Origin of the sequence: Kosakonia sp. ML.JS2a, assembly GCF_025642095.1 — a bacterium.
Lineage (GTDB): Bacteria > Pseudomonadota > Gammaproteobacteria > Enterobacterales > Enterobacteriaceae.
The window spans coordinates 576,491-601,965 of record NZ_CP106754.1 but is presented as its reverse complement, the minus strand read 5'-3'; the positions used below and the strand labels follow the sequence as shown (position 1 = coordinate 601,965).

At 53.6% G+C, this 25,475-nt stretch carries 26 protein-coding genes; 14 read left to right on the top strand and 12 right to left on the bottom strand.

All coding sequences use genetic code 11. The annotated features are described in order from the left end of the window. The first annotated feature begins 243 nt into the window (after positions 1 to 243). Positions 244 to 1,215, top strand: a complete 972-nt coding sequence (ispB, locus tag N7922_RS02865) for an octaprenyl diphosphate synthase (protein ID WP_263099154.1) — start codon at positions 244 to 246, stop codon at positions 1,213 to 1,215. Between the two features lie 206 nt (positions 1,216 to 1,421). Then, positions 1,422 to 1,697: a DNA-binding transcriptional regulator SfsB gene (sfsB, locus tag N7922_RS02860; RefSeq protein WP_263099153.1), complete on the top strand. Its 276-nt coding sequence runs from the start codon at positions 1,422 to 1,424 to the stop codon at positions 1,695 to 1,697. 89 nt (positions 1,698 to 1,786) lie between these two features. On the opposite strand, the gene N7922_RS02855 is transcribed toward sfsB, so the two are convergent. The 8 genes from N7922_RS02855 to mlaF form a co-directional block, all read right to left on the bottom strand. Further along, on the bottom strand, positions 1,787 to 2,323 hold the full coding sequence (locus N7922_RS02855) for an SMI1/KNR4 family protein (protein ID WP_263099152.1): 537 nt from the start codon (positions 2,321 to 2,323) through the stop codon (positions 1,787 to 1,789). A gap of 71 nt (positions 2,324 to 2,394) precedes the next feature. After that, positions 2,395 to 3,654, bottom strand: a complete 1,260-nt coding sequence (gene murA / locus N7922_RS02850; protein WP_263099151.1) for a UDP-N-acetylglucosamine 1-carboxyvinyltransferase — start codon at positions 3,652 to 3,654, stop codon at positions 2,395 to 2,397. A gap of 51 nt (positions 3,655 to 3,705) precedes the next feature. Then, on the bottom strand, positions 3,706 to 3,960 hold the full coding sequence (ibaG, locus tag N7922_RS02845; protein WP_263099150.1) for a BolA family iron metabolism protein IbaG: 255 nt from the start codon (positions 3,958 to 3,960) through the stop codon (positions 3,706 to 3,708). 126 nt (positions 3,961 to 4,086) lie between these two features. Further along, positions 4,087 to 4,380: a lipid asymmetry maintenance protein MlaB gene (gene mlaB / locus N7922_RS02840; RefSeq protein WP_263099149.1), complete on the bottom strand. Its 294-nt coding sequence runs from the start codon at positions 4,378 to 4,380 to the stop codon at positions 4,087 to 4,089. Next, a complete protein-coding gene (mlaC, locus tag N7922_RS02835; RefSeq protein WP_263099148.1) occupies positions 4,380 to 5,015 on the bottom strand; it encodes a phospholipid-binding protein MlaC in 636 nt (211 codons plus the stop codon). Before mlaC ends, mlaB begins: the two co-directional genes overlap by 1 nt. Before the next feature lie 16 nt (positions 5,016 to 5,031). After that, entirely contained in the window at positions 5,032 to 5,583 is a 552-nt protein-coding gene (gene mlaD / locus N7922_RS02830) for an outer membrane lipid asymmetry maintenance protein MlaD (RefSeq protein ID WP_263099147.1), read from the bottom strand. A 4-nt stretch (positions 5,584 to 5,587) separates the two neighbouring features. After that, positions 5,588 to 6,370, bottom strand: coding sequence for a lipid asymmetry maintenance ABC transporter permease subunit MlaE (gene mlaE, locus N7922_RS02825; protein WP_263099146.1), 783 nt, complete (start codon positions 6,368 to 6,370; stop codon positions 5,588 to 5,590). A 6-nt stretch (positions 6,371 to 6,376) separates the two neighbouring features. Further along, positions 6,377 to 7,189: a phospholipid ABC transporter ATP-binding protein MlaF gene (gene mlaF / locus N7922_RS02820; protein ID WP_263099145.1), complete on the bottom strand. Its 813-nt coding sequence runs from the start codon at positions 7,187 to 7,189 to the stop codon at positions 6,377 to 6,379. Between the two features lie 229 nt (positions 7,190 to 7,418). Here mlaF and N7922_RS02815 point away from each other — a divergent pair, with 229 nt between their 5' ends. From N7922_RS02815 to npr, 11 genes are all read left to right on the top strand, one after another. Continuing rightward, entirely contained in the window at positions 7,419 to 8,393 is a 975-nt protein-coding gene (locus N7922_RS02815; RefSeq protein ID WP_263099144.1) for a calcium/sodium antiporter, read from the top strand. A gap of 13 nt (positions 8,394 to 8,406) precedes the next feature. Then, positions 8,407 to 9,393 carry an arabinose-5-phosphate isomerase KdsD gene (kdsD, locus tag N7922_RS02810; RefSeq protein WP_263099143.1) on the top strand — a complete coding sequence of 329 codons (987 nt, stop codon included), beginning with the start codon at positions 8,407 to 8,409 and terminating at the stop codon, positions 9,391 to 9,393. Positions 9,394 to 9,407: 14 nt separating this feature from the next. Continuing rightward, positions 9,408 to 9,974 carry a 3-deoxy-manno-octulosonate-8-phosphatase KdsC gene (gene kdsC, locus N7922_RS02805; protein ID WP_263099142.1) on the top strand — a complete coding sequence of 189 codons (567 nt, stop codon included), beginning with the start codon at positions 9,408 to 9,410 and terminating at the stop codon, positions 9,972 to 9,974. Further along, the gene (lptC, locus tag N7922_RS02800; RefSeq protein WP_061492995.1) at positions 9,971 to 10,546 is read left to right on the top strand and encodes an LPS export ABC transporter periplasmic protein LptC; all 576 of its coding nucleotides are present in this window, start codon (positions 9,971 to 9,973) and stop codon (positions 10,544 to 10,546) included. The genes kdsC and lptC overlap by 4 nt, the downstream gene beginning before the upstream one ends. Then, positions 10,515 to 11,075: a lipopolysaccharide ABC transporter substrate-binding protein LptA gene (gene lptA / locus N7922_RS02795; RefSeq protein ID WP_263099141.1), complete on the top strand. Its 561-nt coding sequence runs from the start codon at positions 10,515 to 10,517 to the stop codon at positions 11,073 to 11,075. The genes lptC and lptA overlap by 32 nt, the downstream gene beginning before the upstream one ends. Before the next feature lie 6 nt (positions 11,076 to 11,081). Beyond that, on the top strand, positions 11,082 to 11,807 hold the full coding sequence (lptB, locus tag N7922_RS02790) for an LPS export ABC transporter ATP-binding protein (RefSeq protein WP_263099140.1): 726 nt from the start codon (positions 11,082 to 11,084) through the stop codon (positions 11,805 to 11,807). Positions 11,808 to 11,855: 48 nt separating this feature from the next. Beyond that, the gene (gene rpoN, locus N7922_RS02785; protein WP_263099139.1) at positions 11,856 to 13,289 is read left to right on the top strand and encodes an RNA polymerase factor sigma-54; all 1,434 of its coding nucleotides are present in this window, start codon (positions 11,856 to 11,858) and stop codon (positions 13,287 to 13,289) included. 23 nt (positions 13,290 to 13,312) lie between these two features. Beyond that, positions 13,313 to 13,600 (top strand): ribosome hibernation promoting factor, encoded by a 288-nt coding sequence (gene hpf / locus N7922_RS02780; RefSeq protein ID WP_061492991.1) that lies wholly within the window; start codon positions 13,313 to 13,315, stop codon positions 13,598 to 13,600. A gap of 80 nt (positions 13,601 to 13,680) precedes the next feature. Beyond that, positions 13,681 to 14,172, top strand: coding sequence for a PTS IIA-like nitrogen regulatory protein PtsN (gene ptsN, locus N7922_RS02775; RefSeq protein ID WP_061492990.1), 492 nt, complete (start codon positions 13,681 to 13,683; stop codon positions 14,170 to 14,172). A gap of 45 nt (positions 14,173 to 14,217) precedes the next feature. Then, positions 14,218 to 15,072 (top strand): RNase adapter RapZ, encoded by an 855-nt coding sequence (rapZ, locus tag N7922_RS02770; RefSeq protein ID WP_263099138.1) that lies wholly within the window; start codon positions 14,218 to 14,220, stop codon positions 15,070 to 15,072. Next, positions 15,069 to 15,341, top strand: a complete 273-nt coding sequence (gene npr, locus N7922_RS02765) for a PTS phosphocarrier protein NPr (protein WP_263099137.1) — start codon at positions 15,069 to 15,071, stop codon at positions 15,339 to 15,341. Before rapZ ends, npr begins: the two co-directional genes overlap by 4 nt. On the opposite strand, the gene mtgA is transcribed toward npr, so the two are convergent. The 4 genes from mtgA to N7922_RS02745 all read right to left on the bottom strand — a co-directional run bounded on the left by mtgA (position 15,342) and on the right by N7922_RS02745 (position 20,340). Further along, positions 15,342 to 16,073: a monofunctional biosynthetic peptidoglycan transglycosylase gene (gene mtgA / locus N7922_RS02760; RefSeq protein WP_263099136.1), complete on the bottom strand. Its 732-nt coding sequence runs from the start codon at positions 16,071 to 16,073 to the stop codon at positions 15,342 to 15,344. It abuts the gene before it with no gap. Beyond that, entirely contained in the window at positions 16,070 to 16,723 is a 654-nt protein-coding gene (elbB, locus tag N7922_RS02755) for an isoprenoid biosynthesis glyoxalase ElbB (protein ID WP_263099135.1), read from the bottom strand. Before elbB ends, mtgA begins: the two co-directional genes overlap by 4 nt. 231 nt (positions 16,724 to 16,954) lie before the next feature. Then, positions 16,955 to 19,291, bottom strand: a complete 2,337-nt coding sequence (gene arcB / locus N7922_RS02750; RefSeq protein ID WP_263099134.1) for an aerobic respiration two-component sensor histidine kinase ArcB — start codon at positions 19,289 to 19,291, stop codon at positions 16,955 to 16,957. Between the two features lie 122 nt (positions 19,292 to 19,413). After that, positions 19,414 to 20,340, bottom strand: coding sequence for a TIGR01212 family radical SAM protein (locus N7922_RS02745; RefSeq protein WP_263099133.1), 927 nt, complete (start codon positions 20,338 to 20,340; stop codon positions 19,414 to 19,416). Positions 20,341 to 21,011: 671 nt separating this feature from the next. Here N7922_RS02745 and gltB point away from each other — a divergent pair. Continuing rightward, positions 21,012 to 25,472 carry a glutamate synthase large subunit gene (gene gltB / locus N7922_RS02740; RefSeq protein WP_263099132.1) on the top strand — a complete coding sequence of 1,487 codons (4,461 nt, stop codon included), beginning with the start codon at positions 21,012 to 21,014 and terminating at the stop codon, positions 25,470 to 25,472. The last annotated feature ends 3 nt before the right edge of the window (positions 25,473 to 25,475 follow it).

Sequence of the window (25,475 nt, the reverse complement as noted above, 5' to 3'; positions counted from 1 at the left end):
GCGCACTTCTCCTGAATGATTCAGAGCGCGCTAAAAATATTCACAATAGGGCGCGAATATTACGCAAGTCGCGCGCCTTTGACAAGTACGATCGTCAATCCATGCAGAAAAAAAACACAACGTGTAAGGTAACGTTTATCTGGCGCGTTTTTTCAGTACAATCAGCAATACTATTCTAACCCGTAACCCTTTGTTATCCCATTTTGATATGTGGTAAACAGGACTGAAAGCCCGGCTTTTGCGATGAATTTAGAAAAAATCAATGAGTTAACCGCGCAAGACATGGCGGGTGTGAATGCGACGATTTTGCAACAACTCAACTCGGATGTTCAGCTAATCAACCAGTTGGGTTATTACATCGTCAGCGGCGGCGGCAAACGCATCCGTCCAATGATTGCCGTGCTGGCGGCTCGCGCCGTGGGCTATGAAGGCACTTCGCATGTCACTATCGCTGCGCTAATCGAATTTATTCACACCGCGACGCTATTGCATGATGATGTCGTGGACGAGTCCGATATGCGACGCGGCAAGGCCACGGCCAACGCCGCGTTCGGTAATGCGGCCAGCGTTCTGGTCGGCGATTTCATCTACACCCGCGCTTTTCAGATGATGACCAGCCTCGGTTCGCTGAAAGTGCTGGAAGTGATGTCGGAAGCCGTTAACGTCATTGCCGAAGGGGAAGTCCTGCAGTTGATGAACGTGAACGATCCGAACATCACTGAAGAAAACTATATGCGCGTCATTTACAGCAAAACGGCGCGTCTGTTTGAAGCCGCTGCACAATGCTCCGGCTTGCTTGCAGGATGTAGTGATGTGCAGGAAAAAGCGTTGCAGGATTATGGACGTTACCTTGGTACCGCATTCCAGTTAATTGATGATCTGCTCGACTACAGCGCGGATGGCGAAACGCTGGGTAAAAATACGGGGGATGATCTGAATGAAGGTAAGCCAACATTGCCCTTGCTGCATGCCATGCATCATGGCACCCCGGAACAATCCCGAATGATCCGCGAAGCGATCGAGCAGGGTAACGGTCGCCATCTTCTTGAGCCTGTTCTGGAAGCGATGGCCGCGTGCGGCTCATTGGAATGGACACGTCAGCGCGCTGAAGAAGAAGCGGATAAAGCCATCTCCGCTCTGCAAGTGCTGCCAGATTCACCATGGCGCGAAGCGTTGATTGGTCTTGCCCATATCGCCGTTCAGCGCGATCGTTAACATTTATTTCCCGCGCACGTCGCGGGAAATTCCAACAAGTTCCTATAAAATCAATAATTCACAAAAAACACTGATTATTCATCCTGGTGTAATCCTAAAACGCACAAACATTACATGAACTTTTTAGAGCAAGTGGGTTTGTATGCGTATAGTAAACATTGTGCAGGTACTCAGATACCGGCGTGTTTTACTATCAGGGAGATATTATGGAAACAAAATTCAACGACTGGCACCAGGCCGATATCATTGCGGGATTGCGTAAAAAGGGAACATCGCTCGCCGCAGAATCACGCAAGAATGGTCTCAGCTCTTCAACACTTGCCAATGCCTTGACCCGTTCCTGGCCGAAAGGGGAATGGATTATCGCTCAGGCGCTGGATACCGATCCCTGGGTCATCTGGCCATCGCGTTATCATGATCCAATCACGCATGAGTTTATTGATAAAACTAAGCTGATGAGAAAAAAACGGGACACAGAGTAAAGGCTACATCAACCAGCAATCCCCCTTGCACATCGGGCAGGGGGCTGCCTGGCTTGTATTAACGACGAAAGAGGAGCGGGACGGCATCGCTAAAGCTCAAAAGCGTCATCATCGACTAAACCACGGATAAACGCTTCGAAATTATCAGCAAGGTGCACGATCCTGTAATCCTGCTCTTGATCGATATGCACAACGGTTGGCTCATCTTCTATTGTCAGACACTGCCGGTAATCAAGAAAAACCATATCATGCCCGGCTGATGGACAGTTGCAAATCGCCACGCCGATGTCCGGATAACCCCAATGTTCAATCCAGAAGCGGCTGCCGAAATCGCTACCCAGCGAATACCGCTTATTACCAATCCCCATAATACCCGTGATAGCAATGTGATCTTCTGCCCAACTGGTGAATTCATTGGTTGGGAAATTCTGATTTCGAGGGATCCCACCGTTGTGTTGCCGCATTAGCCAGATATAAGAGGCAGGCAAGCGATAACCTAATGTCGATTCAATGGCCGCCAACTCATCTTCACTAAAAGGGGCATTGATGTACGCTTCGCGCGCGTATTCCCGATCATCCCAAAAATCGGTGAAGTCAAAACCGGCAAACGGTGTTGTTCCCATCATCCAGATATCCTTTCAGAAATATCAATAAAAAGGGGAGCAGAAGCTCCCCCTTGTGTAAGCACCAAAAAAGCTTATTCGCCTTTTACGCGCTCAATATTTGCACCCAGGGCGCTGAGCTTATCTTCAATACGTTCGTAACCACGATCGATATGATAGATACGATCGACGATAGTGGTTCCTTCCGCGATGCAACCCGCCAGCACGAGGCTTGCGGATGCGCGCAAATCGGTGGCCATCACCTGCGCGCCAGAGAGTTTTTCCACACCGTGACAGATAGCCGTATTGCTTTCGATTTCCGCGTGCGCGCCCATACGGATCAGTTCCGGAATGTGCATAAACCGGTTTTCGAAGATGGTTTCAGTAATCACGCCAGTCCCTTCCGCCACCAGGTTCAGCAGCGTGAACTGTGCCTGCATATCCGTCGGGAATCCCGGATGCGGAGCCGTACGCACATTCACCGCTTTCGGGCGTTTACCGTGCATATCCAGGCTGATCCAATCTTCGCCAACGTCGATATCCGCGCCCGCATCACGCAGTTTCGCCAGTACGGCATCAAGCGTATCCGGCTGTGCATTGCGGCAAACAATTTTCCCGCCAGAGATTGCCGCAGCTACCAGGAAGGTACCGGTTTCGATACGGTCCGGCAGAACACGGTAAACCCCACCGCCCAGGCGTTTCACGCCTTCGATGGTAATACGATCGGTTCCCATACCGGTGATTTTCGCACCCAGGGTATTGAGGAAGTTCGCCGTATCAACAATTTCCGGCTCACGTGCAGCGTTCTCAATAATGGTGGTGCCTTCCGCCAGCGTGGCTGCCGACATGATGGTCACCGTTGCGCCAACACTCACTTTATCCATCACAATATGCGCGCCCTTCAGGCGACCGTTGACGGAGGCTTTAACGTAGCCCTCTTCTAAAGTGATCTCAGCGCCCAACTGCTCCAGACCGGTAATGTGCAAATCAACCGGACGCGCACCGATAGCGCAACCGCCCGGCAAAGAGACCTGCCCCTGACCAAAGCGAGCCACCAGCGGACCAAGCGCCCAAATAGACGCACGCATGGTTTTCACCAGATCGTAAGGCGCGCAGAACACATTCACTTCGCTGGCATCGATCCAAACGGATCCGTTACGCTCCACCTTGGTGCCCAACTGGCTGAGCAACTTCATGGTGGTATCGATATCTTTCAGTTTCGGGACGTTACGAATTTCAACCGGCTCTTCCGCCAGTAATGCAGCAAAAAGGATCGGCAGCGCAGCGTTTTTTGCGCCTGAAATTGTCACTTCGCCCTCGAGACGCGTCGGCCCCTGTACACGAAACTTATCCATTCATCTGATCTCTGTTTAGAATTCACACGCGCGGGGAGTTGCCCCCTACGCTCAAAAGCCGTTAAGTTTGCGATCCCGCGCCCACTCAACAGGAGTGAACGCTTTGATCGACAGGGCATGAATGCGGTTATCCGCGATGTATTCCATCAGCGGGCCGTAGATGGTCTGCTGCTTTTTGACCCGACTCATGCCGTCAAAAATTTCACCCACAGCAATAACCTGAAAGTGACTGCCATCGCCAGTGACGTGGGCTTCCTGGAGAGAAAGTGCGTTCATCAGCACTGTCTGAATTTCATGATTTTCCATGGGCGTAAATATCATCTAAAAGTGAAAACAGTCACACATCTTAGAGGAAAGTAGCGCTGGCTTAAACAAGCAAAAAGCCCCATCGCAATAAAGGATGGGGCTTGAGGTAGTAACGCATTGAAAAAATTAGCGGGACAATACATCCTGGGGCAAATTATAGAGAGCAGCCAGCGTGGCGACATTCTCGCTCACGCCATCGAGCGCCACGCTCACACCCTGCTTTTTCCCCTGTTCGACAAGATGAACCAGTAATGCAACGCCCGCGGTATCCACGCGCGTCACGCCCTGCAAGTCGATACAGGTCACTCCCTTCATTGCTTCAATTCGGGCGTCCCAGAGCGGATTTAACACGTCCTGGTCCAGTTCGCCCTGCAATGCCAGACGTTCGCCATCACGCGACCAGCTTAGCCGCTGCGTCATTATTTCTTCTCGTCCAGCGTAATTTTCTGGCGGGAAATGGACTGCAGTTGCGCGGTCAGACCATCGATGCCTTTGGTACGCAGCAGGTCGCTCCATTCATTCTGCTTGGTGGTGATCATGCTCACCCCTTCAGCAATCATGTCATAAGCCTGCCAGTTGCCGGTCTGGGTATTTTTACGCCACTGGAAATCAAGACGCACCGGCGGGCGCCCGTTCGGATCGATAATCGTGACGCGGATGGGCACAATCGTGGCATCGCCCAGTGGTTGTTCCGGCGCGATCTGATAGGTCTGTCCATGGTACAGCGCCAGCGCCTGGCCGTAGGCCTGTTTCAGGTATTCACGAAACGCTGCAAAATAGGCATCACGTTGTGCAGGCGTTGCGTCTTTATAATAACGCCCCAGCACCAGCGCACCGGCGTATTTCACCTGCACATAGGGCAACAGTTCCTGATCCACCACATCACGCAAGTGGTCCGGGTTTGCGCGGATCTGCGGCTGTTCGTTTTTAAGGCGATCAAATGTTTTCTGCGCCGCCTCTTTCATCGCGGCATAAGGGTTACTTTGATCGGCCGCTACGGCCGCGCCCAACGGTGCAACCACCAGCAGAGCAACCATCAATAGACGTTTAAACATACGTCGCATCTCCTCGTTAATTCGCCTGACCAGCAGACGGTGCGGCTTGAGTATTCCCTTCGCTATGCTCTGCCGCATCGCCTGAATTCTTATTGTCGCCGCCTTTACTGCTGTAAAGGAATTGTCCTATCAGATCCTCCAGCACCATCGCGGACTTCGTATCCTGGATAGTACTGCCTTCTTTAAGCATAGAAGTCCCCAGTTCAGGGTCATCAAAGCCAACATTCAGCGCCAGATATTGCTCGCCGAGCAAGCCTGAAGTCCGGATCGCCAGTGAACTGGTATCGGGGATTTGGTTGTAACGCTCTTCAATATCCAGCGCGACGCGCGGCAGATACGTTTTGGGATCAAGAGAGATATCAGCAACGCGACCAATCACCACCCCGCCAATACGGACTGGCGAACGCGCTTTAAGGCCGCCAATATTATCGAATGTCGCGTATACGCGGTACGTCGGTTCTGTACGCATTGAGGCGACATCTGCCGCTTTCAGACAAATAAAGAGCGCAGCCAGCAGCGCCAGCAACAGAAAAACGCCTACCCAAATTTCACTTTTTTTCGTTTGCATGAACTCAATTCCCAAACATCAATGCGGTGAGCACAAAATCAAGACCGAGTACGGCCAACGACGAGTGCACAACGGTACGTGTTGTCGCGCGGCTGATCCCGGCCGACGTCGGGATCGCGTCGTAACCGTTAAACAGCGCAATCCATGTCACAGTGATGGCAAACACCACGCTTTTGACCAGACAGTTGACCAAATCCATCCGCCATTCGACGGCGTTTTGCATCGCAGTCCAGAAAAAGCCGGCATCAATACCTTTCCAGTTAACACCAACCAGAGAACCACCCCAAATCCCGACGGCAACGAAGATTATCGTCAACAGCGGCAGTGAGATCACACCCGCCCAGAAGCGTGGCGAAATCACACGCCGCAACGGATCGACCGCCATCATCTCCAGACTGGAAAGCTGTTCCGTCGCGCGCATCAAACCGATTTCGGCTGTTAACGCTGATCCGGCTCGCCCGGCAAACAACAATGCAGCGACAACCGGCCCCAGTTCGCGCAGCAGCGACAGCGCCACCAGCATGCCAAGGCTCGTCTCCGCACTGTAGGTTGTCAGCACCAGGTACCCCTGCAAGCCAAGCACCATACCGATAAAGATGCCAGAAACGATAATGATGAGCATCGACAGCACGCCCACGTTATAGAGCTGGCGCACCAGCAATGGCGCATGCTTGCGAAATTCCGGCTTACCGACCACCGCGTTGAACAGCATTAAACCAGCCCGCCCGAACGTCGCGATGGTTTTAATCCCGCGATGCCCCAGCGACGCCAGTGCATTTAACAGCATGAGTACTTAACTCCCTGTTTCTAATAAATCGAGCCGATAATCGCCCGCAGGATAACGGAACGGAACCGGCCCGTCGGCGATACCATCAAGGAACTGACGCACCCGGGGATCGCTGTTTTCCTGCAAGCCCTGCGCGCGACCGTGGGCGATGATTTTTCTCTCCGCCACAATGTAGGCGTAATCCGCAATACTCAGCACTTCCGGTACATCGTGAGAAACAACGATACATGTGACGCCTAATGCGCTGTTGAGTTCAGAAATCAATTTAACCAGCACGCCCATGGTGATCGGATCCTGACCCACAAACGGTTCATCAAACATGATCAAATCCGGTTCAAGCGCAATTGAGCGGGCAAGCGCGGCTCGACGCGCCATGCCGCCAGACAGCTCTGACGGCATCAGCCAGGCTGCGCCACGTAGCCCGACGGCTTCCAGTTTCATCATAACGGTGGTATGCAACAGCGCTTCGGGCAAATTCGTATGCTCGCGCAGAGGGTAAGCGACGTTGTCGAAAACATTCATGTCGGTAAACAACGCGCCAGACTGAAACAGCATGCTCATTCTTTTACGCACGGTGAACAGACGCGAACGGGTCATCCCCGGCACGTTTTCGCCATCAAACAAGATTTCGCCGCTATCCGGTGGGATTTGCCCACCGATAAGGCGTAACAATGTTGTTTTGCCGATGCCGGACGGCCCCATAATGGCGGTGATTTTGCCGCGCGGCACCGTCAGTGAAATGTTGTCGAAGATAGGGCGACTGCCACGGGAGAAGCTGACGCCACGAACATCGACCAAATTCGCCATATTCTGGCTCATTGACTCTTCCTTATAAGCCTTATCGGGTATAAGCATGACGCTGGATAACATCACGAACCCAACATTTTTACAGAATATTACCTGCTGGGGTTAGCGAAAGCTGGCATTTGTTTTACTTTTGAGCCGCATAAAGTCAAAATTAGGAATCATTACGCTACGCGGAACACCCGGTCTCCTCCGGCATGGCAGCCTGCGAACCGGCGGATTATACCTGAAGAAAGGATGTTAGATGCTCTTAGCGACAGCGCTATTGATAATTGGTTTGCTTTTGGTGGTCTACAGCGCTGATCGTCTGGTTTTTGCTGCCTCTATTCTCTGCCGGACACTCGGCGTACCTCCCCTGATTATTGGTATGACGGTGGTCAGCATCGGCACTTCGCTGCCGGAGATCATTACCGCTGTTGCAGCCTCTCTGCATGGCCAGTTGGATCTGGCGATTGGTACAGCCATCGGTTCTAACATCACCAATATTTTGCTGATCCTGGGTGTTGCCGCCCTGCTCCACCCTTTTACCGTGCACTCCGATATCCTGCGTCGCGAATTGCCGTTTACCCTTGTCGCCAGCCTGCTGGCGGGCGTCGTGCTGTATGATGGTCAGATCACGCGCGTTGACGGCATTATTTTACTGTTATTAGCCGTGCTATGGCTGGTGTTCATTGTTAAAATTGCCCGCCTTGCCGAACGACAAGGCAACGACAGCCTGACCCGGGAACAGTTGGCTGAACTGCCGCGCGACGGGAGTCTCTCGGTGGCATGCCTGTGGCTTGGGGTGGCATTGATCATTATGCCGATGGCAACCCGTATGGTGGTGGATAACGCAACCGTCGTGGCGAACTATTTCGCGATGAGCGAGCTGACCATTGGCCTGACGGTCATTGCGATCGGCACCGGCCTCCCTGAACTGGCGACTGCGATTGCGGGGGCGCGCAAAGGCGAAGACGATATCGCCATTGGCAATATTATTGGCTCAAACATTTTTAACATTGCCATCGTACTGGGCTTGCCGGCGATGATTGCGCCGGGCGCCTTTAACCCGATGGCTTTCACACGTGATTACGGCGTGATGTTGCTGGTCAGCGCCATTTTTGCTCTCATTTGCTGGAAGCATAAGCAAATCACCCGGAGCATTGGCGCGCTATTGCTGAGCGGGTTTATCGTATGGCTGGCGCTGCTTTACTGGCTGTCGCCGCTTTTAACTGGATAATCGGATACGCATTATGTCGCAGATAGATTTGCAGCCGGGTTTTGACTTTCAACAGGCAGGAAAAGAGGTCCTGGAGATTGAACGTGAAGGCCTCGCTGAACTGGATCAGTACATCAATGAGGACTTTGCGCAAGCGTGCGAAAAAATGTTCTATTGCGCGGGCAAAGTGGTGGTTATGGGCATGGGCAAATCCGGGCATATTGGCCGGAAAATGGCCGCCACGTTTGCCAGTACCGGCACCTCTTCTTTCTTTGTGCATCCCGGCGAAGCCGCCCATGGCGATTTGGGGATGGTCAGTCCGCAAGATATCGTGATTGCGCTGTCTAACTCCGGCGAGTCCAATGAGATCCTCGCCCTGATCCCGGTATTGAAACGGTTAAAAGTGTCGTTGATCTGCATGACCAGCCGACCAGAAAGCAGCATGGCGCGCGCGGCGGACATTCATCTCTGCGTCAAAGTACCGAAAGAGGCCTGCCCACTCGGTCTGGCGCCAACCTCCAGCACCACAGCGGCGCTGGTCATGGGCGATGCGTTAGCGGTGGCGTTACTGAAAGCACGTGGTTTCACCGCCGAGGATTTCGCCCTGTCGCACCCAGGCGGCGCACTGGGTCGCAAACTGCTGCTGCGGGTTAACGATATTATGCACACGGGCGATGAGATCCCGCACGTCAGCAAAAAGGCCAGCCTGCGCGATGCTCTGCTGGAGATTACGCGCAAAAATTTAGGCATGACGGTTATCTGCGATGACCTGATGAAGATCGAAGGGATCTTCACCGATGGCGACTTGCGCCGCGTGTTCGATATGGGTGGCGATGTCCGCAGCATGGGCATTGCGGAAGTGATGACGCCTGGCGGCGTTCGCGTGCGTCCGAATACGCTGGCCGTCGACGCGCTTAATCTGATGCAATCCCGGCATATCACTTCCGTCATGGTTGCCGATGGCGACCAGTTGCTGGGTGTGTTACATATGCATGATCTGCTGCGCGCAGGCGTAGTGTAAAGAAGGACATAAGAATGAGTAATGCTGGCGCATCGCTTGCCACCTGCTATGGGCCGGTAAGCGCGCAAGTTATGGCAAAAGCCGGGAAGATCCGTCTGTTAATCCTGGATGTCGACGGTGTGTTATCCGATGGGCTCATCTATATGGGCAACAACGGGGAAGAGTTAAAAGCGTTCAATGTTCGTGATGGTTATGGGATCCGCAGTGCGCTCACGTCTGGCATTGAGATTGCCATCATTACCGGGCGAAAAGCGAAACTGGTGGAAGATCGTTGCGAAACGCTGGGCATCGCGCATCTGTATCAGGGACAGTCTGATAAACTTTTGGCTTACAGAGAATTACTGGCGAAGCTGGATCTGACTGCAGATCAAGTTGCTTATATAGGCGATGATTTGATCGACTGGCCCGTGATGGCGGAAATAGGTTTAAGCGTTGCCGTCGCGGATGCGCATCCGCTACTGATTCCGCGCGCAGATTATGTCACCCGTATCCACGGAGGACGCGGCGCGGTTCGTGAAGTCTGCGATTTATTGTTGCTGGCTCAAGGCAAGCTGGACGAGGCCAAAGGGCAATCAATATGAGCAAAACCAGACGTTGGGTCATCATTCTGCTGTCGCTGGCTGCCCTGGTGCTGATTGGCATCAACCTGACCACTCAGGATGCACCGGAACAGGTTACGACCAGCAGCACCGATCCAACTTATAAGAGCCAGCATACGGACTCCCTGGTCTACAGCCCGGAAGGGGCGCTGAACTATCGCCTGGTGGCGCAAAATGTTGAATATTTCTCCGCCGACGGCGTGAGCTGGTTCGCACAACCGCTGCTGACAACCTTCGATAAGGACAAGATTCCGACCTGGTCAATTAAGGCGGATAAAGCGAAGCTGACCGATGACAGAATGCTTTATCTTTATGGACATGTTGAGGTTAATGCCCTGACAGCGGATGCCCAGTTACGAAAAATCACCACGGATAACGCCCAGATCAACCTGGTGACGCAGGATGTTACCTCCGATGATCAGGTCACGTTGTACGGTACAACATTTAATTCCACCGGCCTGAAAATGCGCGGCAATTTACGCAGCAAAAACGCCGAGCTGATTGAAAAGGTTAGAAGCTTCTATGAAATTCAAAACAAACAAACTCAGCCTTAATCTTATCCTGGCCAGTACACTTTTAGCCGCTGCGCTTCCGGCGCTTGCCGTCACCGGTGATACTGAACAGCCCATTCACATCGATTCAGACCAGCAATCGTTAGATATGCAGGGCAATATTGTGACCTTCACAGGCAACGTGGTGGTCACACAAGGCACCATCAAAATTAATGCCGACAAAGTCGTCGTCACGCGTCCTGGCGGTGAGCAAGGGAAAGAGATCATCGACGGTTACGGTAATCCGGCCACTTTCTACCAAATGCAGGATAACGGCAAACCGGTGAAAGGCCACGCATCGCAGATGCATTACGAACTGGCGAACGACTTCGTTGTGCTGACCGGCAATGCCTACCTTGAACAGCTGGACAGCAATATCAAGGGTGACAAAATCACCTACCTGGTGAAAGAGCAGAAAATGCAGGCATTCAGCGACAAAGGTAAACGCGTGACCACCGTGCTGGTGCCATCGCAGTTGCAGGACAAGAGCAACAGTAAAACCCCGGCTCCGGCGCAAAAAAAGAGTAACTAATTCGTTATGGCAACATTAACTGCAAAGAACCTCGCCAAAGCCTATAAAGGCCGCCGCGTTGTTGAAGACGTCAGTCTGACGGTAAACTCTGGCGAAATCGTCGGCCTTCTCGGCCCTAACGGTGCAGGGAAAACCACCACTTTCTACATGGTGGTGGGCATTGTGCCGCGCGATGCAGGCAACATCATTATTGATGACGAAGATATCAGCTTGCTGCCGCTGCATGCGCGCGCGCGTCGCGGCATTGGCTATTTGCCGCAGGAAGCCTCTATTTTTCGTCGCCTGAGCGTGTATGACAACCTGATGGCAGTGCTGCAAATTCGTGATGACCTGACGGCTGAACAGCGTGATGATCGCGCTAAAGAGTTGATGGAAGAGTTCCATATTGAGCATCTGCGAGACAGTATGGGGCAAGCGCTGTCCGGCGGTGAACGTCGTCGTGTGGAAATCGCCCGCGCGCTGGCGGCTAACCCGAAATTTATTCTGCTGGATGAACCGTTTGCCGGTGTTGACCCCATTTCGGTCATTGATATTAAACGTATCATCGAACACCTGCGCGACAGCGGGCTGGGTGTGCTGATTACCGACCATAATGTCCGCGAAACACTGGCGGTGTGCGAACGCGCTTACATCGTCAGCCAGGGGCATTTAATTGCGCACGGTACACCGCAGCAAATCCTTGAAGACGAACACGTTAAGCGCGTATATCTTGGGGAAGACTTCAGACTCTGATAGGGTAGAGATTATTGACGTTTTTTGTCGGAGAGTGCTGCTCTGAATATGAAGCAAGGTTTGCAACTAAGGCTTAGCCAACAGCTAGCCATGACGCCACAATTGCAGCAGGCAATTCGTCTGTTGCAGTTGTCCACGTTGGAACTTCAGCAGGAACTTCAGCAGGCGCTGGAGAGTAATCCATTGCTGGAGCAAACCGATCTTCACGAAGAAGTGGATGCCCAACAAAACCAGGATAATGAAGGCTTGGATACCGTCGACGCGCTTGAACAAAAAGAGATGCCCGACGAACTGCCGCTGGATGCAAGCTGGGACGAGATCTATACCGCAGGAACCCCCTCCGGCAGCAGCAATGATTACCTTGATGACGAACTGCCCATTTATCAAGGCGAAACCACCCAGTCGCTGCAGGACTACCTGATGTGGCAGGTGGAACTAACGCCGTTTTCCGATACCGACCGCGCGATCGCAACCTCCATTGTGGATGCTGTTGACGACACGGGCTATCTGACCGTATCGCTGGAAGATATCCTCGAAAGCATGGGCAATGAAGACGTGGGTCTGGACGAAGTCGAAGCCGTGCTTAAACGCATCCAGCGTTTCGATCCGGTTGGCGTAGCCGCGCGGGATCTGCGCGACTGCTTGCTGATCCAGCTTTCGCAGTTTTCGAAAGAGACGCCGTGGTGTGAAGAAGCGCGATTGATCATTAGCGATCACCTTGATCTGCTGGCTAATCATGACTTCCGCACGCTGATGCGCATGACGCGCCTGAAAGAAGACGTGCTGAAAGAAGCGGTTAACCTGATTCAATCTTTGGATCCGCGCCCTGGCCAGTCTATTCAGACCGGCGAACCGGAATACGTGATCCCGGACGTGTTGGTGCGTAAGCACAACGGCCGTTGGACGGTAGAGCTGAACTCCGACAGTATTCCGCGTCTACAAATCAACCAGCACTACGCCTCCATGTGCGCCGGAGCGCGTAACGATGCCGACAGCCAGTTTATCCGCAGCAATCTGCAGGATGCGAAATGGCTGATCAAAAGTCTGGAAAGCCGTAACGATACCCTGCTCCGCGTTAGCCGCTGTATTGTTGAACAGCAGCAAGCATTCTTTGAGCAGGGCGAAGAGTTTATGAAACCGATGGTCCTTGCGGATATCGCGCAGGCCGTCGAAATGCACGAGTCCACCATTTCACGTGTGACGACCCAGAAGTACCTGCACAGTCCGCGCGGCATTTTCGAACTTAAATATTTCTTCTCCAGCCATGTAAGCACCGAGGGCGGCGGCGAAGCCTCGTCTACGGCCATTCGCGCGCTGGTGAAGAAGTTAATCGCCGCAGAAAACCCTGCGAAACCACTGAGCGACAGTAAGCTGACGACACTGCTTTCCGATCAAGGAATTATGGTGGCGCGGCGTACCGTTGCGAAGTATCGAGAATCTTTATCCATTCCGCCGTCCAACCAGCGCAAACAACTGGTTTGACCAAAACCGATAAGGAAGACACTATGCAGCTTAACATCACAGGACAGAACGTCGAGATCACTGATGCTCTCCGCGACTTTGTAAATAGCAAATTCGCCAAGCTTGAACAGTATTTCGACAGGATTAATCAGGTCTATATTGTGTTGAAAGTGGAGAAAGTGACTCACACTTCGGATGCAACGCTCCATGTTAATGGAGGGGAGCTTCATGCCAGTGCGGAAGGGCAGGATATGTATGCTGCAATCGACGGTTTAATTGATAAACTGGCGCGGCAACTAACGAAACATAAAGATAAACTGAAACAACACTAATTGTCCGGGCGTCCGCCTGGTGCGTCGCACCCTACCGCAACCCGGTAGGGTGTCTGCATTGGCGTCGCTTAGGTGAAATTATGATGAATAACGATTCCGCTCTTCAACTGAGCAATGTCCTTAACCAGGAATGTACCCGTAGCGGCGTTCACTGCCAGAGCAAAAAACGCGCTCTGGAAATCATCAGTGAACTGGCGGCAAAACAGTTAGGCCTGCCGCCGCAGGTCGTCTTCGAGGCCATCCTTACCCGTGAAAAAATGGGCAGTACCGGTATTGGTAACGGTATTGCCATTCCACACGGTAAGCTCGAAGAAGACACGCTTCGCGCCGTCGGCGTTTTTGTACAACTCGAAACGCCCATTGCTTTCGACGCTATCGATAATCAGCCCGTCGATCTGCTGTTTGCACTATTGGTGCCGGCAGATCAAACCAAAACGCACTTGCATACGCTCTCGCTGGTCGCTAAACGTCTGGCGGATAAAACAATTTGTCGGCGCCTGCGCAGCGCGCAAAGTGATGAAGATCTGTATCAGATAATCACGCAGACAGAAGGCGAAGGTGATGATGCGTAACGGAAAGGCCGCCTTTTTATCAGTCGTCCTGAGGAGAAATGGTTCATGGTCCTGATGATCGTCAGTGGTCGTTCGGGTTCAGGCAAATCAGTGGCGTTACGCGCCCTGGAAGACATGGGTTTTTATTGCGTCGATAACCTGCCGGTCGTGTTATTACCGGATTTGGCGCGCACGCTTGCCGACCGTCAGACTTCCGCAGCCGTCAGTATTGATGTGCGCAATATGCCGGAATCCCCGGAAATCTTTGAGCAGGCGATGAGCAGCCTGCCGGACTCTTTCTCCCCTCAGTTACTGTTTCTGGATGCCGATCGCAACACGTTGATCCGTCGTTACAGCGATACCCGTCGTCTGCACCCTCTTTCCAGTAAAAATCTGTCGCTGGAAAGCGCCATCGACGAAGAGAGTAACCTGCTGGAGCCGCTGCGTTCCCGTGCGGATCTGATTGTTGATACTTCAGAGATGTCGGTGCATGAGCTGGCAGAAATGCTGCGCACGCGCCTGCTGGGTAAACGTGAGCGCGAACTGACGATGGTGTTTGAATCCTTCGGCTTTAAGCATGGCATCCCCATTGATGCGGACTACGTGTTTGACGTGCGTTTTCTGCCTAACCCGCACTGGGATCCCAAGCTGCGCCCGATGACCGGTCTCGACAAACCTGTCGCCGCGTTTCTTGACCGGCATACCGAAGTCCACAACTTTATCTACCAGACACGCAGCTACCTTGAGTTGTGGCTGCCGATGCTGGAAACCAACAACCGCAGCTACCTGACCGTGGCTATCGGTTGTACCGGTGGTAAACACCGCTCTGTTTATGTCGCCGAACAGCTTGCGGATTATTTCCGCTCGCGCGGTAAAAACGTTCAATCCCGTCACCGTACGCTGGAAAAACGCAAAACATGACCGTAAAACAAACTGTTGAAATCACCAATAAGCTGGGCATGCACGCGCGCCCGGCGATGAAACTGTTTGAACTGGTGCAGGGCTTCGATGCAGAAGTACTGTTGCGCAACGATGAAGGCACCGAGGCGGAAGCCAGCAGCGTTATTGCGTTGCTGATGCTGGACTCCGCGAAGGGGCGGCAGATAGAGATTGTGGCAAGCGGTCCCCAGGAAGCTGAAGCGCTGGCGGCAGTGATTGCTCTGTTTAATGCAGGCTTTGACGAAGACTAATTAATGCAGCTTGTTACGCTGCAAGAACTCTTCACCACCCAACTGGCGCATCTGCCGCATGATCCACGCCTGCCGGCTACGAACATAGCCTGACGGCGCGCCTGCATTAAAGCGAATGGGGTTAGGTAACACCGCAGCCAGTAGCGCCGCTTCAGACATCGACAACCGGCTGGCGGGTTTATGAAAATAGCGCTGCGCCGCCTCTTCCACACCAAAAACGCCCTCGCCAAATTCCGCGATATTCAGATAAACAGTGAGGATCCGTCGTTTGCTCCAGACGGTTTCCATGCCCAGCGTCAGTCCCGCTTCCAGCCCTTTACGCACCCAACTCTTCCCATCCCAGAGCAGCAGGTTTTTTACCGTTTGCTGTGAAATCGTCGATGCGCCGCGGATACGGTTTTCATGGCGCTCATTATGGGAAAGCGCTTTTTGGATCGCGGGAAGATCCAGCCCCCAGTGATCGGGAAAACGCTGATCTTCTGCCGCAATCACCGCCAGCGCCATTGATGGAGAAATCTCATCCATACTGACCCAGTCAGAATGCGCCACATAGCCGAAGTCGCCAGTAAACCACGCCCCCAACTGGCGCTCCACCATCACCGCAGAGAAGGGCACTGGCAGGAAGCTGAACAGCACAATGCTGCCGCCCCAGAAAATAGCCAGCACCAGTAAAAACCGCAGGAAAAGTCGCTTCAGGATAGTTTTCAGCGGGCCGCGAAACACCGTCTTCATTCGGTCAGCACCAGCACCCGCGCCACCAGTTTTTCGATGCCTGTCGCCGCCTGGGCGATGTCTTCAGCCAGCATATACGCAGGCGTGGTCACCACTTTGTTCTCTTCGTCGACAACAATGTCATCCACCGGGCAGGGAACGTGTTCCGCTCCCATCTCTTCCAGCACCTCGGCGGTATCGATGTCTGTCCCAATGGTTAGACGTAGCGGAAAGTCAAAAATCTTCGGCAGCATCACAGGGGCGATACACATAAAACCCAGTGGTTTCCCCGCCTGGTGCATCTCAAGCACCAGATGTTTTAACGCGCTGTCGACCACGCATTCGCTGCCCTGGCTGGCAAAATTACTCAGATTTTTGGCCGCGCCAAAACCGCCCGGAACAATCAGCGCATCCAGATCGTTTGCTGATGCCTGGGCCAGATTTTGGACCGCGCCGCGCGCAACACGGGCGGATTCGATCAGTACATTACGGCTACCGGCCAGCGTTTCACCGGTAAGGTGATTGATAACATCGCTCTGACTTTTATCAGGCGCAAAACAGACAGCCTGTGCGCCATGACATGCGATGGCCAGCAGGGTAATGACAGCCTCATGAATTTCTGACCCATCATAAACGCCTGCGCCGCTGAGAATAACGCCCACTTTTTTCATTTTGCTCATCCCTTACGCAACGTACTGTCGATAATTAAAAATTTTGATAAGAGCGCCGTGCTTCACACATTTCACTGATTGATGTAACAAGTCATTTAAGATTTGCTATCTTATGTGCGTGCAGTCGAATTTTTTCTGACTACGCCCTTGCAAAAAAAATCTAAAAATTACGGCGCAGCCACGGTTTCCCTGGTGTTGGCGCAGTATTCGCGCACCCCGGTTAATCCGGGGTCATTTTTTTCCAGCGTCCGCAACCCAGGCTTTCAATACCGCAACATCGTTACGCCACTCTTGCTTCATCTCTTCCACCCAGTCACCGACATTGTCTGACCAGGCCGGAAGATCCGGCGACTGGATCTGCTGACCCAGTTGCTGCAAATGGCGCAACCCAACAGAGCCCGCCGCGCCCTTGATTTTGTGCCCTTCGTCGACGATCCCTTTCTGATCGCGCGCAGTCAGATTCGACTCCAGCACACTCAGGTAACCCGGCATCATTTTCTCGAACACCGCCAGCCCGTCAGTGATCAATTTCGGCCCGACCAGCTCGATATATTGCTCAAGCATGGCGATATCAAGCAGCGTTTGCGCTTTACTGTTATCCGTGGTCGTCACTTGCTCCTCCTCGTCATCACCGGCATCCCAGAACTTTTTAATCATGGCAGTTAATGCCGGGACCGCCAGCGGTTTGCTCAGCACATCATCCATGCCGGCATCGAGATATTCCCGTTTGTCTTTCAGCACGTTGGCGGTTAACGCCACCAGTGGAGGTAACTCTTCGCGGGGATACCGGCTGGTCAGCGCCCGGGAAATATCCAGACCGGTCATATCCGGCAACTGGATATCCAGCAACACCAGGTCGTATTCGCCCGGCGTGAACATCTCCAGCGCAGCCGTACCCGTCATCGCCACGTCCACGCTGCTGCCCAGTTTTTCCAGCACCGAGCGGGCAACAATCACGTTCAGCTCAATGTCTTCCACCAGCAGTACATGCAGTGCTGGAAGCGGCATGTCATCGTCGTCAAACGCGTCTTCGACTTCTTCCGCGACCGCCGGGGCATGGATTGTCAGGGTAAAGACAGAACCGGAACCCGGCTCACTGCTGACGGTAATATCGCCGCCCATATTTTTCGCCAACCGACGTGATACGGCCAGACCGATACCGGTCCCGGTGGCCGGTTTTCCGCCATGGCTATCTTTGACCTGATAGTACATGGCGAAAATTTTATCCTGCTCTTCACGGGGAATACCGATACCGGAATCCTGCACCTCAAAGTGCAGCATCTCGCCTTCGTCGTAGCGCACACGCACCACAACCTGGCCTTCGCGGGTAAACTTGACGGCGTTACTGATCAGGTTCCACAGAATCTGCCGCAGGCGCGTACCATCGGCGATAACCTGATGCGGCAATGGCAACGTCGGTTCAAGCACAAAACGCAGCCCTTTCTGATGCGCCTGCAAGCCGGAGAGATTTTCCAGGTCCGCCAGGAAACTGGTGAAGTCGAGCGGTTGGTTATCCAGTTGCACCTTACGGCGTTCCATCTTATCCATGTCGATAATATCGTTAAAAATATTCCCTAGCGTGACCGCAGAGACATGGATAGTTTTCAGGTATTTCTCTTGCTCTTCCGTCAGCTCAGTGTCGAGCAAAATGCGGCTCAGCCCGACAATGCCGTTAAGCGGCGTACGCAGCTCGTGGCTGATCGTTGAGATAAAGGTCGTCTTATCCCGGCTGGCGCGCTCCAGCGCATCCTGATAGCGCTTACGCTCGGTAATATCGCGGCCAAAGCCCATCAGTCCGTGGCGTTTACCGACACGGTCGTAATAGGGCACTTTGCGGATTTCGAAACAGGCTTTGCGCCCGTCAGGATAGTCAAGCCACTGCTCATAGGTCAGTGACACGTTATGGCGGAAGACTTTCTCATCGGTTTCGATCACTTTTTCCGCCGCTTCCGGTGAGTAGACATCCTGCGGTTTCAGGTTGATCAACTGTTTTTCGCTTTTCCCCGTCAGCAGCTCCATCGCCCGGTTACAGCCAGAAAACTCTTTGTCTTCATTGCGGTAAAACACCAGATCCGGGGAGGCATCGAGGAAAGAGCGCAGGAAAGAAGATTGCTGTTCGAGCTGGATCTGCGTTTGTTCGCGCTCCTGCATCTCTATTTTGAGTTGCTCAAACGTGGACTGCCGTTCAGCCTCCGCCTTTTCGCGATCGCTGATTTCCTGATTGAGCTGCGTAATGTTGTCTTTCAGTTGCACATTGAGCTTCAGATCGCGCTCACGCATCTCTTCCAGCTTATCCACAAGGCGAGACAAGCGCTGACGCGACTCTTCAAGCTGCTCTACCACCACCGACAGGAAGTAGACCGCCCAGGGCGTAATCAACAGACCAAAGAAGATGGAGCGGATAACGTCAATGCTTTCCACCTCCCCTTGCAACACCATGGTAACGGCCATCTGCACCACAATCGCAGTCACGACCAGTGCCAGCGCCAGCAAGAGGGAAAAACGCACCAGACCCAGTTTCATCATCAGGTCGACGTAATATTGCGCCAGTAAACGGATTTGCTTCATAGAGATTTCCTCGAACAAGTCCGCTCAATAATACCCAATTCTGAGCAAAGGGTTGAAGCGTGTGCGAAAAATGCGGCGGTAATTTGCGTTCCAATGAAAAAATACGAAGGAAGCAGCGAATGTTATGCGGGAGATTGCCAACAGCGACCTAATGCGGAGCCTTGCACACCGTGGACTGTCAGATAACGATCGAGCTCCACCATGCCCGTCCAACGGTTTTCGCACCATAACGGCGCCAGCAACGTCGGGCGACGCGCGCTGGCAGAAACGCGGTGATAGATCACCTCTGGCGGCGTATGGCGGATCATTTCGCCGGCAATCACCGTGTACTCCTCCAGCCCGATGCCATTAAGACGACCGGCTTCCCACGCTTTCGCCATGATGCTGCCTTTTACAATATGCAGCGGATGCAGCTTAATCCCGTCGACGCCGGTCTCAACAACGCGTTCAATGGTTTGCAGACAGTCCGGCGCACGCTCGCCAGGCAATCCCACAATCAGGTGGGTACACACTTTCAGGCCGCGCTCGCGGGCCAGTTGCGTGGTTTTCTGATAGCAGGCGAAATCATGACCGCGGTTAATACGGTGCAGTGTTTTATCGTGCGCGGTTTGCAGACCCAGCTCTAGCCAGACTTCATAGCCCTGATGGTGATATTCGCACAGCAGATCCAGCACCGCGTCCGGAACGCAGTCCGGGCGAGTGCCGACGCATAGCCCGACAATGCTCGCCTGGCTGACGGCCTGCTGGTACATCGAGCGCAGCACCTGCACTTCAGCCCAGGTGCTGGTATAGGCCTGGAAATACGCAAGATAACGCCTGGCGCGGTTAACAAGCATGGCCTGATGGGCCAGCTGTTCGGCAATGGAGCGATGCTGCTGCGCCTCGTCAGCAAAGGAAGCCACATTACAAAAAGTGCATCCCCCACGACCAATCGTGCCATCGCGGTTAGGGCAACTAAAACCGCCATGCAGCGTCAGTTTGTGAACTTTTTGCCCATAACGGCGAGCAAGATCCCCACCAAACATATTGACTAATTTCTGTAACTGCATAATCTGGAAGGCCGCCCTGAAGAAAGGGTGTAGCCTGCCACTTTTAGCTTTCGTCGGCGATGACCTGGATCAATCGCCCGGGAAGGCCTTTATCCATTGCATAAACAGTCAATATAATCGCAATTTCATTCACGCCACAGGCAATTACTTTTCCTTATGTTCCTGCATTATTTTGCAGAAATACGAACACTGGTGAAAAACAGTGACTTTATGCGGGCGGCGCTTCAGGAGCAGAATAAAAATCTGCCATTAATTCGACAATCAGAATAGAACATCATAAAGAGCGCTTTTGGATAGTGAGTCAGATCACACTCTGCTGCCGCTTAGTCTGCCGTTTACTCAATGTAAAAATAGTTAAATTCACTTATTTATCAAATTGTTAATTCATGTTTAGCACATTTTTGTATAAATAAGCTCGGCATTTGACCTGTGTACGGATTCCCGATAACTTGGAAATCCGCTGGAAGCTTTCTGGATGAGCAGTCTGCTCATCATATTTATGCAGTTATTGAGATTCCCTCTTAAGCAAGTCCTCAACACTTGTGTATCGATGCGAAAAGGAAATTAAAAGAGGGCGACATGCGAGGCAAATGCCCCGTCGCCATGCTCTTTTTACGCCTGTGCGCATCGTTCAGGAGGGGCTCCCGTAGAGCCTGGGGAGGTTCACTGATATGTTGTACGATAAATCCCTTGAGAGGGATAACTGTGGTTTCGGCCTGATCGCCCACATAGAAGGCGAACCTAGCCACAAGGTAGTGCGCACCGCTATTCACGCACTGGCCAGAATGCAGCACCGCGGCGCAATTCTCGCCGACGGTAAAACCGGTGATGGTTGCGGTTTGCTGCTGCAAAAACCCGATCGTTTCTTCCGTATTGTGGCGGAAGAGCGCGGCTGGCGTTTAGCCAAAAATTACGCCGTGGGCATGCTGTTCCTGAACCAGGATCCGGAAAAAGCCAGCTCATCGCGCCGTATTGTTGAAGAAGAGCTTCAACGTGAGACCTTGTCCATTGTTGGCTGGCGCGATGTGCCGACGAACGACGGGGTGCTCGGTGAAATCGCCCTCTCCTCGCTGCCTCGTATTGAGCAAATCTTTGTTAACGCCCCGGCAGGCTGGCGTCCACGCGATATGGAGCGTCGTCTGTTTATCGCCCGTCGCCGTATTGAAAAACGCCTGCAGGAAGATAAAGAGTTCTACGTTTGTAGTCTCTCGAACCTGGTGAATATCTATAAAGGTCTGTGTATGCCGGCTGACCTGCCGCGCTTCTACCTGGACCTGGCGGACCTGCGTCTGGAATCGGCCATTTGCCTGTTCCACCAGCGCTTCTCCACCAACACCGTACCGCGCTGGCCGCTGGCGCAGCCGTTCCGCTACCTGGCGCACAACGGTGAAATCAACACCATCACCGGCAACCGTCAGTGGGCGCGTGCGCGTACCTATAAATTCCAAACGCCGCTGATTCCGGATCTCCATGATGCCGCGCCGTTCGTCAACGAAACCGGCTCAGACTCCAGCTCAATGGATAACATGCTCGAACTGCTTCTGGCAGGCGGGATGGATATCGTGCGCGCGATGCGTCTGTTGGTGCCGCCAGCATGGCAGAACAACCCGGATATGGATCCGGACTTACGCAGCTTCTTCGACTTTAACTCCATGCATATGGAACCGTGGGACGGCCCGGCGGGCATTGTGATGTCCGACGGTCGTTTCGCCGCCTGTAACCTCGACCGTAACGGTCTGCGTCCGGCGCGCTATGTCATCACCAAAGACAAGCTGATCACCTGTGCTTCTGAAGTGGGCATCTGGGATTACCAGCCGGACGAAGTGGTGGAAAAAGGCCGCGTTGGCCCCGGTGAGTTGATGGTTATCGATACCCGCGGCGGGCGCATTCTGCACTCGGCGGAAACCGATGACGATCTGAAAAGCCGCCACCCGTACAAAGAGTGGATGGAGAAAAACGTCCGCCGTCTGGTGCCGTTTGAAGATCTGCCGGATGAAGAAGTCGGCACCCGCGAAATGGATGACGATCTGCTGGCCAGCTATCAGAAACAGTTTAACTACAGTTTTGAAGAGCTGGACTCCGTTATCCGCGTGCTGGGTGAAAATGGCCAGGAAGCGGTCGGATCGATGGGGGATGACACGCCATTCGCCGTGCTCTCAAGCCAGCCGCGCATTATTTATGACTACTTCCGTCAGCAGTTTGCGCAGGTGACCAACCCGCCTATCGATCCGCTACGTGAAGCGCACGTGATGTCGCTGGCCACCAGCATTGGCCGCGAAATGAACGTCTTCTGTGAAGCCGAAGGCCAGGCGCACCGTCTGAGCTTTAAATCGCCGATCCTGCTCTATTCCGATTTCAAACAGCTCACGACGATAAAAGAAGAGCACTACCGCGCCGATACGCTGGATATCACGTTCGACGTCACCGAAGTGACGCTGGAAGAGACCGTTAAAGCGCTGTGTGATAAAGCTGAACAGATGGTGCGTAACGGCACCGTGCTGCTGGTGCTCTCCGATCGCAATATCGCGAAAAATCGCCTGCCGGTTCCGGCGCCAATGGCGGTGGGCGCTATCCAGACGCGTCTGGTTGATAAGAGCCTGCGCTGTGACGCCAACATTATTGTCGAAACCGCCAGCGCCCGCGACCCGCACCACTTCGCGGTGCTGTTGGGCTTCGGCGCGACGGCTATCTACCCGTACCTGGCGTATGAAACGCTGGCAAAACTGGTCGACAATAAAGCCATCGAGAAAAACTACCGCACTGTGATGCTGAACTACCGTAACGGCATCAACAAAGGTCTGTACAAGATCATGTCCAAAATGGGCATCTCGACCATTGCCTCTTATCGCTGTTCCAAACTGTTCGAAGCGGTCGGTCTGCATGACGATGTCGCCGCACTGTGCTTCCAGGGTGTGATTAGCCGTATTGGCGGCGCAGGCTTTACCGACTTCCAGCAGGATCTGCTGAACCTCTCTAAAGTCGCCTGGCTGGCGCGTAAGCCGCTGTCACAAGGCGGTCTGCTGAAGTATGTCCACGGCGGCGAATATCACGCTTACAACCCGGACGTGGTGCGTACGCTGCAACAGGCGGTGCAGAGCGGCGAATATAGCGACTATCAGGAATATGCGAAGCTGGTAAACGAGCGCCCGGCGGCAACGCTGCGCGACCTGTTATCCATCACGCCAAACGGCGAAGCGGTCAATCTGAAAGATGTGGAACCGGCGAGTGAGCTGTTTAAACGCTTTGATACCGCGGCCATGTCTATTGGTGCATTGAGCCCGGAAGCCCATGAAGCGCTGGCGGAAGCCATGAACAGCCTTGGCGGTTTCTCTAACTCCGGTGAAGGCGGTGAAGACCCGGCGCGTTACGGCACCAACAAAGTCTCGCGAATTAAGCAGGTTGCTTCCGGTCGCTTCGGCGTAACGCCGGCTTATCTGGTGAACGCTGATGTTATCCAGATCAAAGTCGCTCAGGGGGCCAAACCAGGTGAAGGCGGTCAGTTGCCAGGCGATAAAGTCACGCCGTACATCGCGAAACTGCGCTATTCCGTACCTGGCGTCACGCTGATTTCCCCACCGCCGCACCACGATATTTACTCTATTGAGGATTTGGCGCAGCTGATTTTTGACCTGAAACAGGTCAACCCGAAAGCGATGATCTCCGTGAAGCTGGTTTCCGAACCGGGCGTCGGCACCATCGCGACCGGTGTGGCAAAAGCGTACGCCGACCTGATCACTATCGCCGGTTACGATGGCGGCACCGGCGCAAGCCCGCTCTCCTCGGTGAAATATGCCGGTTGCCCGTGGGAACTGGGTCTGGTGGAAACCCAACAGGCACTGGTTGCCAATGGTCTGCGCCATAAGATCCGTTTGCAGGTGGATGGCGGTCTGAAAACCGGGCAGGACATCATTAAAGCGGCGATCCTGGGTGCAGAAAGCTTTGGCTTCGGCACCGGTCCGATGGTGGCGCTGGGCTGTAAATATCTGCGTATCTGTCACCTGAACAACTGCGCTACTGGTGTAGCAACACAGGACGATAAACTGCGTAAGAACCACTATCACGGTCTGCCGTTCAAAGTGACGAACTACTTTGAATTCATCGCACGTGAAACCCGCGAGCTGATGGCGCAACTGGGTGTTAAACGCCTGGTCGACCTGATTGGCCGCACTGACCTGCTGAAAGAGCTGGATGGTTTTACCGCCAAACAGCAAAAACTGGATCTGGCTAAACTGCTGGAAACCGCTGAGCCGCATGCGGGTAAGGCGCTGTACTGCACCGAAAACAACCCGCCGTTTGATAATGGCGTGCTGAATGCGCAGTTGTTGCAGCAGGCGAAACCGTTTGTGGATGAGAAACAGAGCAAAACCTTCTGGTTCGATATCCGCAACACCGACCGCTCCGTTGGCGCGTTGCTGTCTGGCTATATTGCACGGACGCACGGCGACCAGGGTCTGGCGGCCGATCCGATTAAAGCCCACTTTAGCGGCACCGCGGGTCAGAGCTTCGGCGTATGGAACGCAGGCGGCGTTGAGCTTTACCTGACCGGTGATGCCAACGACTACGTCGGTAAAGGTATGGCGGGCGGTCTGCTGGCCATTCGTCCTCCGGTGGGTTCGGCTTTCCGCAGCCATGAAGCGAGCATTATCGGCAACACCTGTCTGTATGGCGCCACCGGTGGCCGACTCTACGCCGCAGGGCGTGCGGGCGAGCGTTTCGCGGTGCGTAACTCGGGTGCTATTACCGTGGTGGAAGGCATTGGCGATAACGGTTGTGAATACATGACTGGCGGTATTGTTTGCGTACTGGGTAAAACCGGCGTCAACTTTGGTGCGGGTATGACAGGCGGCTTCGGCTATGTACTGGATGAAGACGGTGAATTCCGTAAACGCGTTAACCCGGAACTGGTGGAAGTGTTGAGCGTCGATGACCTCGCCATCCATGAAGAACATCTGCGCGGTCTGATCACCGAACATGTGCAGCATACCGGTTCTCAGCGCGGCGAAGAGATCCTGGCGAACTGGCCAGCATTTGCGGCGAAATTCGCTCTGGTTAAGCCGAAATCCAGCGATGTGAAAGCCCTGTTAGGTCACCGTAGTCGCAGCGCGGCTGAGTTGCGCGTGCAGGCGCAGTAAGGA

What these genes read in the sequence shown, in the direction of transcription:
- ibaG (WP_263099150.1), bottom strand. Translation starts at nt 3,960, where the DNA reads ATGGAAAATCATGAAATTCAGACAGTGCTGATGAACGCACTTTCTCTC.
- lptB (WP_263099140.1), top strand. Translation starts at nt 11,082, where the DNA reads ATGGCAACATTAACTGCAAAGAACCTCGCCAAAGCCTATAAAGGCCGC.
- arcB (WP_263099134.1), bottom strand. Translation starts at nt 19,291, where the DNA reads ATGAAGCAAATCCGTTTACTGGCGCAATATTACGTCGACCTGATGATG.
- npr (WP_263099137.1), top strand. Translation starts at nt 15,069, where the DNA reads ATGACCGTAAAACAAACTGTTGAAATCACCAATAAGCTGGGCATGCAC.
- mlaC (WP_263099148.1), bottom strand. Translation starts at nt 5,015, where the DNA reads ATGTTTAAACGTCTATTGATGGTTGCTCTGCTGGTGGTTGCACCGTTG.
- kdsD (WP_263099143.1), top strand. Translation starts at nt 8,407, where the DNA reads ATGTCGCAGATAGATTTGCAGCCGGGTTTTGACTTTCAACAGGCAGGA.
- mlaB (WP_263099149.1), bottom strand. Translation starts at nt 4,380, where the DNA reads ATGACGCAGCGGCTAAGCTGGTCGCGTGATGGCGAACGTCTGGCATTG.
- hpf (WP_061492991.1), top strand. Translation starts at nt 13,313, where the DNA reads ATGCAGCTTAACATCACAGGACAGAACGTCGAGATCACTGATGCTCTC.
- mlaE (WP_263099146.1), bottom strand. Translation starts at nt 6,370, where the DNA reads ATGCTGTTAAATGCACTGGCGTCGCTGGGGCATCGCGGGATTAAAACC.
- rpoN (WP_263099139.1), top strand. Translation starts at nt 11,856, where the DNA reads ATGAAGCAAGGTTTGCAACTAAGGCTTAGCCAACAGCTAGCCATGACG.
- kdsC (WP_263099142.1), top strand. Translation starts at nt 9,408, where the DNA reads ATGAGTAATGCTGGCGCATCGCTTGCCACCTGCTATGGGCCGGTAAGC.
- ispB (WP_263099154.1), top strand. Translation starts at nt 244, where the DNA reads ATGAATTTAGAAAAAATCAATGAGTTAACCGCGCAAGACATGGCGGGT.
- elbB (WP_263099135.1), bottom strand. Translation starts at nt 16,723, where the DNA reads ATGAAAAAAGTGGGCGTTATTCTCAGCGGCGCAGGCGTTTATGATGGG.
- mlaF (WP_263099145.1), bottom strand. Translation starts at nt 7,189, where the DNA reads ATGAGCCAGAATATGGCGAATTTGGTCGATGTTCGTGGCGTCAGCTTC.
- mlaD (WP_263099147.1), bottom strand. Translation starts at nt 5,583, where the DNA reads ATGCAAACGAAAAAAAGTGAAATTTGGGTAGGCGTTTTTCTGTTGCTG.
- lptC (WP_061492995.1), top strand. Translation starts at nt 9,971, where the DNA reads ATGAGCAAAACCAGACGTTGGGTCATCATTCTGCTGTCGCTGGCTGCC.
- N7922_RS02855 (WP_263099152.1), bottom strand. Translation starts at nt 2,323, where the DNA reads ATGATGGGAACAACACCGTTTGCCGGTTTTGACTTCACCGATTTTTGG.
- N7922_RS02815 (WP_263099144.1), top strand. Translation starts at nt 7,419, where the DNA reads ATGCTCTTAGCGACAGCGCTATTGATAATTGGTTTGCTTTTGGTGGTC.
- ptsN (WP_061492990.1), top strand. Translation starts at nt 13,681, where the DNA reads ATGATGAATAACGATTCCGCTCTTCAACTGAGCAATGTCCTTAACCAG.
- sfsB (WP_263099153.1), top strand. Translation starts at nt 1,422, where the DNA reads ATGGAAACAAAATTCAACGACTGGCACCAGGCCGATATCATTGCGGGA.
- mtgA (WP_263099136.1), bottom strand. Translation starts at nt 16,073, where the DNA reads ATGAAGACGGTGTTTCGCGGCCCGCTGAAAACTATCCTGAAGCGACTT.
- gltB (WP_263099132.1), top strand. Translation starts at nt 21,012, where the DNA reads ATGTTGTACGATAAATCCCTTGAGAGGGATAACTGTGGTTTCGGCCTG.
- lptA (WP_263099141.1), top strand. Translation starts at nt 10,515, where the DNA reads ATGAAATTCAAAACAAACAAACTCAGCCTTAATCTTATCCTGGCCAGT.
- N7922_RS02745 (WP_263099133.1), bottom strand. Translation starts at nt 20,340, where the DNA reads ATGCAGTTACAGAAATTAGTCAATATGTTTGGTGGGGATCTTGCTCGC.
- murA (WP_263099151.1), bottom strand. Translation starts at nt 3,654, where the DNA reads ATGGATAAGTTTCGTGTACAGGGGCCGACGCGTCTCGAGGGCGAAGTG.
- rapZ (WP_263099138.1), top strand. Translation starts at nt 14,218, where the DNA reads ATGGTCCTGATGATCGTCAGTGGTCGTTCGGGTTCAGGCAAATCAGTG.